9 protein-coding genes are annotated in these 10805 nt (G+C 55.6%); 8 read left to right on the forward strand and 1 reads right to left on the reverse strand.

The genetic code is table 11. The annotated features are described in order from the left end of the window. Positions 1 to 781: IS5 family transposase (locus ABH944_RS44350; protein WP_404615746.1), on the reverse strand; the 781-nt coding region annotated here is incomplete at its 3' end. 1398 nt (positions 782 to 2179) lie between these two features. On the opposite strand from ABH944_RS44350, the gene ABH944_RS44355 reads away from it, so the two are divergent. From ABH944_RS44355 to ABH944_RS44390, 8 genes are all read left to right on the forward strand, one after another. Further along, positions 2180 to 2617, forward strand: coding sequence for an ABC transporter substrate-binding protein (locus tag ABH944_RS44355; protein WP_404615748.1), 438 nt, complete (start codon positions 2180 to 2182; stop codon positions 2615 to 2617). Positions 2618 to 2684: 67 nt separating this feature from the next. Further along, a complete protein-coding gene (locus ABH944_RS44360) occupies positions 2685 to 3551 on the forward strand; it encodes an NmrA family NAD(P)-binding protein (protein WP_404615750.1) in 867 nt (288 codons plus the stop codon). Positions 3552 to 3876: 325 nt separating this feature from the next. Then, positions 3877 to 4233, forward strand: a complete 357-nt coding sequence (locus ABH944_RS44365; protein ID WP_404615751.1) for an AraC family ligand binding domain-containing protein — start codon at positions 3877 to 3879, stop codon at positions 4231 to 4233. A 136-nt stretch (positions 4234 to 4369) separates the two neighbouring features. After that, on the forward strand, positions 4370 to 4603 hold the full coding sequence (locus ABH944_RS44370; RefSeq protein WP_404615752.1) for a Rossmann-fold NAD(P)-binding domain-containing protein: 234 nt from the start codon (positions 4370 to 4372) through the stop codon (positions 4601 to 4603). An 800-nt stretch (positions 4604 to 5403) separates the two neighbouring features. Next, positions 5404 to 6495 (forward strand): branched-chain amino acid ABC transporter substrate-binding protein, encoded by a 1092-nt coding sequence (locus ABH944_RS44375; RefSeq protein ID WP_404615758.1) that lies wholly within the window; start codon positions 5404 to 5406, stop codon positions 6493 to 6495. Between the two features lie 261 nt (positions 6496 to 6756). After that, entirely contained in the window at positions 6757 to 6972 is a 216-nt protein-coding gene (locus ABH944_RS44380; RefSeq protein ID WP_404615754.1) for a hypothetical protein, read from the forward strand. 120 nt (positions 6973 to 7092) lie between these two features. After that, the gene (locus tag ABH944_RS44385) at positions 7093 to 8265 is read left to right on the forward strand and encodes an NAD(P)/FAD-dependent oxidoreductase (protein WP_404615755.1); all 1173 of its coding nucleotides are present in this window, start codon (positions 7093 to 7095) and stop codon (positions 8263 to 8265) included. A 1365-nt stretch (positions 8266 to 9630) separates the two neighbouring features. Then, on the forward strand, positions 9631 to 10605 hold the full coding sequence (locus ABH944_RS44390; protein ID WP_404615757.1) for a quinone oxidoreductase family protein: 975 nt from the start codon (positions 9631 to 9633) through the stop codon (positions 10603 to 10605). Positions 10606 to 10805: the final 200 nt, after the last annotated feature.

The following is a 10805-nucleotide window of genomic DNA, read 5'->3' on the forward strand; positions in this document are numbered from 1 at the left end:
TTTGCGCAGCCGCATCGTTTGCTGCTTGCCGCGCATCGTTGATCATGACCTTGGCCGCTTCACGTTCGGCATGTCCGTCAGCACAGCTCACCCGGGCATTGACCACCAGCCCATGGCGATTGTCGGTCAGCGTGTGGCCCATGTAACGCAATTCGCTGGCCGTCTTGCCCTTGCGGTAAAGCCGTGCATCGGGATCGGTCTTCGACTCGTGCGTTTCGTTGCTCCGCTTGCTGCCCTTGAAGTCGCCCTCGCCGCTGCCACCGTCGTTATCCCTGTCGTCACCGTCCTTGCGCACGAAGCTCTTGTGTCCCGCCCACGCCTGGATCAGCGTGCCGTCCACGCTGAAGTGCTCGCCCGACAACCAGTTCTTCTTCTGCGCGATGCACAGCACTTCGTTGAAGAATTCGACCACCGCATCGTGCCGGATCAAACGCTCGCGGTTCTTCGTGAACACCGTCGGCACCCAGACTGCATCGTCCATCGACAGACCAATAAACCACCGAAACAGCAGGTTGTATTGCGTTTGCTCCATGAGCTGGCGTTCAGACCGGATGCTGTACAGCACCTGCAGCAGCATCGCCCGAAGCAGCTTCTCCGGCGCGATGCTCGGCCGGCCTCCCTTGATGTCGGCCTCGTACCTTCCGGCAAACACCCGATCCATCTTCGCCAGCGCCTCGTTCGCCATGACGCGAATCGAGCGCAGCGGATGCGAGCTCGGAACGAAATCATCCAGCTTGCGCACGGAAAACAAACTCTCGGTGAACGTGTCGGTGCCGCGCATGATCTCCAGGGGGGCGGGTGCAGTTCTTACATCAACGCCTTTGCTATCCGTCGCGATGACTTCAGTGCAAGGTATTTCCGCAGCCTGCTAAAGCTTTTGGATACCTCAAGACTTGATGCACCGGACTCCAGACAGCACAATTCTATCCGCGAAATGACCAATATCCACGCCTTACTCTCGTTGACATCAAAAGAATGTAGCAATAGAATGGTCCTAATTGTGACTCTAGGTCACATATCGGACCATGTCAACAAAAACAAGCATTGCGGTCCTCAAAAAATGGCTGTAGACGTACACCCATAGCGTCCACGGGCATTGCACGTTGATTTATCGACGGCGCAACGCTCCAGGAGACAGGTGTTTCTCAGGCGGTTGGCGGATTCTGGGCGAACTCGATATAACAATGCCATGCGGGGAAGCGTTGGGCGAGTTGGTTGCCGCACCCGTATAAGACCGTCGTGGCCCGAGCATTAATCTTCCGTTGCAGCCAACTTCTGTATCGCGTAAAAGCACCTCAAAATGAGGTCCCACTTTTTGGATGCAGCTCGTTTGGAAGTGGGTACCCGCCCCGGACCAGTTATAGCGTTCACCCATACACCCAAGTTGCTGCTCACCGAATTGGTGGAACGGATGAGTGATGCGGACAAGGTGTTCTGATGCAATGACAAGGTCTGCATTCCGAGCTATGTTACGAACGGCTGGAGCGTGGATGGTTTGCTTGGCCACGCGCCGAGGGCGGCGTGATGGCGCCGACCGGCGCATAACTCGGCCTCCTACTCGAAGGGATCGACTGGCCGGCGCCGGTCGACCCGGTACGACAGCTCACTGCTTTGTAAGCGTCCGCGCCAACGCGTGCCTGACGCTGTGCGCATACGTACTTTTTTGCCGCCACTCCTTGGCCATGAAAGCAATTCCGGTCGAAGGACTGCGCCTGAACCCGTTCCATCGCCTCAGGCGCTGCTGGCCCTCTTCGAGATCGTCCTGATTTCCAGGCAGATGGGAAGCGCAGCATAAGGGTTTGCGCCAAGTTTGCGAATTTTTACTTCTCTAAAAAAGATAGGTATCTATAATCTACCTCAAGGTCCCATATCAAACCGTATGTCCGATATGGGACATATGCTCGGTCTGTGTACTTCAGTTGCGCAATGTGGGATCAGGTGGATTTTTTCTATTTCAGAATTCCCGAAAGGATACGCAAAATGTTCGAGCTACGCCGATCTCGGAAGCCGTGTCTCGTTGTTGGCCTCGTACCTATTGCTCATTTTCTCTTCACGGCTGTCCACGCGTTCGCACAAGAGATAGTGGTTTATATCGCGTTAGCGGCGCCTATGACCAGCCCGTATGTTGCATATGGCAAAGACACCGCGAACTCCGCAAAGCTCGCCACCGATGAAGCCAATGAAACTGTCAATCGATGGACAGCCGATCAAGCTCCAACGGGTCTCGGTTGATGATCAGGGAGATCCTTGTATCGCTGTTCAGGTCGCACAGCAACTGGTTGACGAGCACGTCGTTGCTGTAATCGGGCACTTCACCTCGGACACTACGCTTCCGGCGTCCCAAATCTACGCAAAGGCGGGAATTCTAATAATTTTGCCAGCCGCGACCAATCCGAACATTACCCGAGCGGGTCTGTCGACGGTGTATCGGGTTATGTCGACCGATGCACAAAAGCAGCCCGACTATCGGCCGAGTCGAAACAACCTGCGCCACCCGCACGACTTGCTGGCCGCGGAGATGCGAGTTCGCGCGGAAACCGGCGCCGCTCCGTATGTCGTCGATGCCGTGGGGACACAACAAACAATCGGTTCACTTCGGGGATTCACGTCGGTGTGAACGAACGCTGGAGGGCCGGTACTTCGACGCGGCGCCATCATATTTATTCACGCAAGGAGAATAAGCAGTGTATGCAATCACGGGAATCACCGGTAAGGTCGGCAGCGCATTGGCCCGCGAACTTATGGCGGCAGGTCACCCAGTGCGAGGGGTCGTGCGCGACGCCGCACGGGCCGCTTCGTGGGCGGAGCGCGGTTGCGAACTCGCTACTGCCCGCATGGACGACGCTACCGCGCTCGCCGCCGCGTTCGATGGCGCGATTGGCATTTTTATCCTGCCCCCTTCGGTATCCGACCCGACACCCGGGTTCCCCGAAGCGCGCACGGTTATCGACGCCGTGTCCGCAGCGATTCTGAAGGCACGGCCCGAAAAAGTGGTTTGCCTGTCAACGATCGGCGCGCAAGCTAGTGAGAGCAACCTGCTGACACAACACACGATGATGGAGGAGGCATTGCGCGCGATGCCGATGCCGGTGGCGTTTCTGCGACCGTGCTGGTTCATGGAAAACGCCGCGTGGGATCTCACGTCCGCTCGTGACAATGGCGTCATCGCCAGTTACCTGCAGCCGCTGGACAAGCCCGTGTCGATGGTCTCCACCGCCGACGTAGGCCGCGTTGCGGCTGAACTACTCCAGCAAACATGGAGCGGCGTGCGCATCGTTGAACTCGAAGGTCCGCGTCGAGTGAGCCCCAACGACCTCGCCTTGGCCTTTGCCCGTGCGCTTGATCGCCCGGTACGCGCCGAGGTCGCCGGTAAAGAGACTTGGGAAGCGCTGTTTCGCTCGCAAGGCATGAAGCATCCGCTGTTACGGATACGCATGTTCGATGGACTCAACGAAGGCTGGATCGGTTTCGAAAGTCACCCCGATGAAGTCATCCGCGGTCGGGTCGAACTGGATATGGTTCTCGGCGCGCTTGCGTCGGGTTCGGCCTGACTGAACATGGGTTGTCCCCGAATAAGGAGCCGCGGCATCAAATGCTGAATTTAGCGAATCATGGGACATTGCGCGGCACAGCGGCACGAGTGTGAAGCAGAGGTGAGCCAGAAGGAGGTAGTGCCGGAGCGCGCCCCAGTTCGGGGAAGCGGTTTCGCAGGATCAGCCGAGACGTCAACACCGTTTGAGCTCATCAGCTCCCGGTATGCGCGCCGTTCGCGTTTCATGATTACGGCAGGGCTGCATATTTTTACTGAAAGACAAAAATTTTTCCTTTCGCAAACCCTCAGCGACTGTCTACAGTCACTCAACGATGGAGATGTCCATGTCCGAAGTCATTCATTTTCAACGTGACACCATGCCTTTCGAGCCGTTCGGCGAACAAGGCAATGGATCTGCCTCGATCGCACGTCTCGTTGGTCCGCAACTAAGCAAAACCATGGGCGCGGGTGTCGCGCGCTTTGACAATGTCTCGATCGAATGGACGGTCCTGTACGACGAATTGCTGTTCACGCTCGATGGGGCCCTTACGCTGCGCGTCGGCGAGCATGCCTATGAGACAAGACCCGGCGATGTGCTTTGGATTCCCGCAGGTACGTCACTGCGCTACGAAGGCCGCGGTGCAACCGTGTTCTATGCGCTTGCACCGGTGGACTGGCGCGAGCGCAACAACCTGGCGTAGGCGTCTATCGAACCTTTACAGAGCTCAAAAGATCGTCATCGTTGATGGTGGCGGGACTGGGATTGCGCAGTAATTTATTTCTTGGCGCGGAGCGAGCCCACGCTTTCCGTGACGGTTCTGGGGAACGCAATCCGAGATGCCGTTGCTCATCATCGGCGCGGTCTGCGGCAATGCGGCAGGGATCCGGCAGCAGTTTTCTGCATTCGTCGGAATCCAGATGTCGCTCTTGTCGGCCAGACAAAATCGCCGCGCTCGCGAAATGACCGTGAATTACTTTGGCACTCTCTCAGGGTCCAGAGCGTTCACGCCGATCATCGCTATGCATTGCGGCGGCGCGCCCGTTAACGTCCTGTCGGTGGCGATAGCTTGAGTCCGGCGGAGGCCGTCTCGTGGGGACCGGATTTGTCACAGTTTGATTGGTGGAGAGACGGCATGTTTGCATATGTCGGGCATCACGGGTCAGGTGGGTAGCGTCGTCGCACGGACGTTGCTGCGCGCGGCCGAATCGATGCGGGCGGTGGTAAGGGGCGAGGCCAACGGGCGTTCGTGGACGGAGCTTGGATGTGAAGTAAGCCTTCCGATATGGACGATACGGATGCAATTGTTCAAGCGCTGAGCGGGGCGCGCGCGGCATTCGTCATGCTCCAGTCCAATTACTCGGCGGCAGAGACCGAAATAGTTGCCAGCTTTCTACAACCTCTCCGTCCCGGCCGCCGGTCACATTGCCGAAACGGCTGGTCACCTTCGCCCGAAAACGTAATCGCCGCAGAACCCTGCCGACCCAGCGCCGCATGTGCCGGCACGATGATTGTCGCCCCGTAGACTGCTTCGGTTTGATCGCCTCAGCTTGCGCGGGGCGTCCGGGAGATGAGCAGAGTGTGTATTCCGGACGAGTGGGAAGTGCCGTACTAGGGTATGCGCTAAGTACGCAAATTTTTATTCTTGCCAAAAAAGATGGGGGTCTATAATTGGCTCATGCGTCCGATATCAAACCAATAGTCACATATCGGACCTTGAGTCGGTCCGTACGCCTGCTTTGCTCGATCTGAGAATCAAACGGACTTCATATATTTCAGGATCACTGAGGATTCGCAAAAAATGTTCAGGCTACTAAAATTTCGCAAGCTGTGTCCTGTGGTTGGCGCCGTACTTCTTACTCATTTCCTCTTCATGTCCGCTCACGCGAACGCGCAGGAGACGGTAGTTCAGATCGGGTTAGCGGCGCCTATGACAGGCCCGTATGCTGGCTATGGCAAAGACTGTGCAAACTCCGCGAAGCTCGCTATCGACGAAGCCAACGCGAAGAAGCTGTCGATCAACGGGAAGCCCATCAAGCTTGAACTGGTCTCCGCCGATGATCAGGGTGATCCTCGTATTGCTGTTCAGGTCGCTCAGCAATTCGTCGACGACCATGTTGTCGCTGTGATCGGGCACTTCACCTCGGACACTACGCTTCCAACGTCCCAAATCTACGCAAAGGCGGGTATTCCAATGATTTCGCCCGCCGCGACTAATCCGAACATCACCCAAGCGGGTCTGTCGACGGTGTACAGGGTAATGCCGACCGATGCACAAAATTCCGGCACGGCTGGTAGGTATGCAGCAACAGAGGGCAAAGCGAAGCGGATTGCGATCTTGGACAACCGCACTGCTTTCGGGGCTGGGGAAGCTGACGAGTTTGAAAAGGCGGCGCGGGCTAGCGGCGCAACGATTGTCACCCGCGAATACACAAACGACAAGGCAGTAGATTTCAGCGCCCAGTTGACGAGAATCAAGAGCACAAATGCAGATCTGCTATTTTTCGGAGGGAGTGATACGCAGGCGGCCCTGGTCGTAAAACGCATGCGTCAGCTTGGAATAAAGGCGACGTTCCTTGCGGGCGGCGGGGTCGCAGATGCAAGCTTTATCAAGATTGCTGGCGATGCTGCAGAAGGCGCAATGGTTTGGGACTACGGTTTGCCGCTGGCATCGCTGCCGAATGGCAAAGAGTTTGTTGCTAAATACCAGAAAGCCTATGGTGTTGACCTTCTCCCTTACGGCCCGTTCAGCTATGACGCAGCCAGCGTGCTGATCCATGCCATCGAAGCAGCCAATTCGACGAATCCGGCCGATATCAACGCGGCAATCAAAAAGATTCAATTCACCGGGATCACCGGTCCTATTGCTTTCCTTGCCAATGGCGATATCAGATCAGCAGTTTCAACACTTTACCAAGTGAAGCAAGGGCAATGGGTCGTAGTGGAAACAACCAAAGGTGCATGAGATTTAACCGTGTGGGCCATGATTTGGTGGGTGGCAGGGACACTTTCCGTTGAGCTGTACAGATCAGTGAAAACCTGCCGGTCTATCGAGTAACAGACCCGCATCCATGCGAAGGTGTTACTGAGCGACTGACAATAATTTGTTGTTGCGAAACCTCTGTGAAAATGCCGTTGCGAACAGTTCGTGACGGTCGAGCACGAAAGGTAACGAACCAAAGGTTTTTGACGAGCACTAGGGCACTAGGGCACATGGACAAATTCTATGACGATCGCCGGTTACGGTGAGCCTATGATTCCGACCGAACGAACCCCAATTTCAGATTCGCGAATCGCGGTGGATGTTGCTGGCTCGTCGCCCGCCTCTGAAAAAGACATCCATTGTCCGATGTCGTACGCAAAGGTGCGCGCCATTCCTGAAATGTGGGATAAGGCGGCAGTGCAGCTCGATATTGAGAATGGTCTCGTAAACCAGAAGTAGGTCTTTGTGGGTTAGGCGGGAAGAAGCAATTGCCTGCTTTGACGATACTCGGATATGAGGCGTGAAACAGCAGCTAATCATCCGCCTCGGTGTGCCAATACATTGCAAGGAGAAAATTAAATGTCCCAGGAAGTCGTTATCGTGGGTGGTGGCGTAGTTGGTAGTTCGGCGGCTTACTTTATCCTGCGAAGCGATCCAAGTACTCGGGTCACCGTTCTGGAGCGTGATCTAACTTATGTGCGCGCTTCGTCTGCTCTTTCTCTCGCCGGAATCCGACAACAGTTTTCTACTCCTGTTGCCGTTCAAATGTCTTTGTTTGGGCTCGACTTTCTTCGGGCGATGCCTGAACTGCTTGACGTGGAGGGATCGAGTCCTACCGCCGATTTTCATGAGAACGGGTACCTGTTTCTTGCAGGAGAGAAGGGTGTTGATGTCATCAAAGAAAACTGGGCGCTTCAGACAAGCCTCGGCGCCGACATCGCTCTTCTAGATCGTAATGGCTTGCGTGATCGGTTTCAGTGGCTAAATGTGGATGACCTGGAGTTTGGTTCCTTTGGTATCTCCGGTGAAGGCTGGTTCGATGGTTACGGCGTTCTTCAAGCGCTAAAGAAAAAGGCGCAAGCGCTCGGGGCGCGCTATGTTCACTCGGAGGTTACTGGCTTGAGTCGAGCCGGTCGCCGGGTGTCAGGCGTAAAGACATCATCTGGTCAAGAGTATGCCTGCAGTATGCTGGTCAACGCAGCTGGCCCATGGGCAAGAAACATTGCCGGGATGCTTGACATTGACTTACCTGTATATGCAAGGCGCCGAAGTGTTTTCAACGTTTCATCTCCGGCAGTACTGGAGCGGGCTCCTCTTTTGATCGATCCGACTGGAGTCTGGTTCCGGCCGGAGGGCAACGGCTACCTGTGCGGCATCGCGCCGACTCCGGAAAACGATCACGACGATCTTCCTCTGGACGAAGTAGATCACGCGTTGTTTGATGATATTGTGTGGCCGACTTTGGCGGCACGCGTTCCGCAATTTGAAGCGCTTCGGGTGGAGAGCAGTTGGTCCGGCTACTACGAATACAACGTTTTCGATCATAACGCGATTATCGGATTTCACCCCGATGTTGAAAACTGCGTTTTTGCAAATGGGTTTAGTGGACACGGGATGCAACACGGACCGGCGACTGGGCGTGCCGTAAGCGAATTGGTTTTGAATGGGCGTTTTGAAACGCTGGATTTGGCTCCGCTTGGCTGGCCGCGTGTGTTGAGCAACAATCCGATCGTTGAGAAGAACGTAGTCTGATTCTTTAGTGATGTCTGATCTGTGCGATTCACAGACATCGTTTCAGCTTCCTGATGGCCGTTTCTTGGGCATGCTGGAGTTCGCGGCTTGGTAGGAGACGCGAACTCCAGCATGCGCCGATGATATTCGGCAAGGGTCTTGTTGACCCGCCATTCGCGGCGATAGATATTGCCTTATCTAATCGATAAGGTATGCTGTTAATATAAAATTTATAAACTGGCTTACCTATATGAGGCAGAACCACACTAGACCGCAATAGCGGATTGATTGTGCCGTCCTTTCCTTGGTTGAGATGCGGGGAAACCATGCTGGACACGAGATCCATTGCGCCACCCATGGCTTCGCAACGGACCGAGAGGATAAACTTGGAAAAGACTTGAATTTGTGATCATCTGATGGTGTCCTTGATATTTATTTTTCGTGCTTTCATCAGCCGAGTCGAACCACGGTTCGTCGGTCATCGGCTCATACGGAGGATTGCCGTCTTGCTGATGTCGGCAGGTGAACTGCGCGGCTTTTAGGACTCTTTGTGATGTGCGTAAATTTGAGGCAGCCGACCGCCGCTAGACAGTCGCAAAAATACACTAGGGTCAGTTCCGGGGGCGCGTGCACGTTAGTGACTTCCATCCCATGTTCCGCCGCGATGTTATTGCGTTTGAGGGGCCACGGTGTGCGCGGAACGCATCTCTGCAACAAGCGGGGGCGGGGCACGAGTCCTCTCTTTCGCGGAGGATTCCGATTGTAGAACTGCTTGCTTACGAGACTATTGGTGCCTTGATCCGCGTGATTGATATGGCGCACGCCTTCCAGCGCTGCACCATATCAATAGCTGCACCATATCAATGATTAACTCCTAGCTATTTCTGTTACCCGGTTAGTGTCTTTTTATTCTCGCCTGCAGAGCGTTGACATAAGGCTCTCCGCTCTCATCAAATCACCACCGTAGACCCCTGTGCGCATTTCATCGACCGTATCGACGAGTTGCTGCCGTGGAATATCGCATCGCCGCTGCCGTCCTCCGCTCGCGTCGAACCGATCCGTTAGCATCTCTCCTCTCCACCGTCTACGATTTGCACTACGGAACTGGTTGGCTGATCATCGTGAAAATTTTGTTAGATATACTAAAAATTTCATCATGGAATGTACCAACAAAACTCGTCAGAAAGACCTATATATGCCATATTGGCATCATACGTATGACATTAAGTTGGTCCTAATTTTGCGAAAGAACAACATAATATTGGCAGTCTGGTCCTCGATATGACAAGCTCACCGACAGCTATTTTGTGTCCGCGTTCCTTGCCTGACCGTTTGGGCCACTATTTGTGAACACGGCCTAACTTCGGTCGACATAGGAGAAACTAGATGGTCAAAGCCATTCTTTTCGACAAGGTAGGCGGCCCCGAGGTGATGAAGTGGGTCGATGTCGAGGTAGGTGAGCCGGGTAACGGCGAGATCCGCATCAAGCAACATGCGGTCGGCCTGAACTATATCGACGTCTATGTCCGCATCGGTCGGTACCCATCGCAACTGCCAAGCGGCAACGGCATGGAAGCAGCGGGTGAGATCACCGCGGTGGGCGCCGGTGTCGTGGGTCTGAAAGTGGGCGACCGCGTCGCGTATGTGACACGTTCACCGGGTGCCTACGCTCAGGAACGCGTGTTACCGGCGGCTCAGGTCGTCAAGCTGCCGGGTGCGCTGAGCTACGAGCAGGGCGCCTCCGTCATGCTCCAGGGCCTTACCGCACAATATCTGGTTCGTCGGATCTATAGAGTGACGGCGGGCGACACGATCCTGATCCAGGCGGCCGCGGGCGGCGTCGGCTTGTTGATGTGCCAATGGGCCAAGGCACTGGGCGCGACGGTAATCGGCACGGTGGGTTCGGACGAAAAGGCGGAGATCGCCAAGGCGCATGGTTGCGACCATGCGATCGTCTATACGCGCGAGAATTTCACCAGCCGTGTGCGCGAGATCACCAACGGTGCGGGTGTGCCGGTTGTCTACGACTCGATCGGCAAGGACACGTTTACGGCCTCGCTCGACTGCCTCGCACCGCTCGGCCTGTTCGTCAGTTTCGGCAGTGCATCGGGTCCGTTGCCACTGATCGATTCCTCCGAATTCACCGGACGCGGTTCGCTCTTCTTCACCCGCCCGACTTTGTATACGTATATCGCCCAACGCAGCGACTATGAATCGATGTCGGCGGAGCTGTTTGACATGCTGATATCGGGCAAGGTTAAGACCAGTATCAACCAGCGCTATCCGTTGTCCGAAGTCGCGGAGGCGCACATCGCACTCGAAAGCCGCCGCACTACGGGTTCGACGATTCTGCTGCCGTAAGTGGGCCGGGACGACACAAAGGCGCGATAGCCGCGCCATAGAAACACTGCGCTGCAGCGGTGGTGCTAACTCCGTCAGGTTCTGCCGGGCTTCGCGCGACGGTAGGGTAAGCATCCGATCAGTACCGTCGCGGATGACGTTGACACGCGAGAGGCTGGGCTGCTAGCGAATGGGATCGATACGTGCGGAGGTGGGCAGCA

This window comes from Caballeronia udeis, assembly GCF_044909315.1.
Lineage (GTDB): Bacteria > Pseudomonadota > Gammaproteobacteria > Burkholderiales > Burkholderiaceae > Caballeronia > Caballeronia udeis_A.

Bases quoted from the DNA above. Each gene is read 5' to 3' on its own strand.
- ABH944_RS44355 (WP_404615748.1), top strand. From the start codon at position 2,180: ATGAAACTGTCAATCGATGGACAGCCGATCAAGCTCCAACGGGTCTCG.
- ABH944_RS44365 (WP_404615751.1), top strand. From the start codon at position 3,877: ATGTCCGAAGTCATTCATTTTCAACGTGACACCATGCCTTTCGAGCCG.
- ABH944_RS44370 (WP_404615752.1), top strand. From the start codon at position 4,370: ATGCCGTTGCTCATCATCGGCGCGGTCTGCGGCAATGCGGCAGGGATC.
- ABH944_RS44375 (WP_404615758.1), top strand. From the start codon at position 5,404: ATGTCCGCTCACGCGAACGCGCAGGAGACGGTAGTTCAGATCGGGTTA.
- ABH944_RS44380 (WP_404615754.1), top strand. From the start codon at position 6,757: ATGACGATCGCCGGTTACGGTGAGCCTATGATTCCGACCGAACGAACC.
- ABH944_RS44385 (WP_404615755.1), top strand. From the start codon at position 7,093: ATGTCCCAGGAAGTCGTTATCGTGGGTGGTGGCGTAGTTGGTAGTTCG.
- ABH944_RS44390 (WP_404615757.1), top strand. From the start codon at position 9,631: ATGGTCAAAGCCATTCTTTTCGACAAGGTAGGCGGCCCCGAGGTGATG.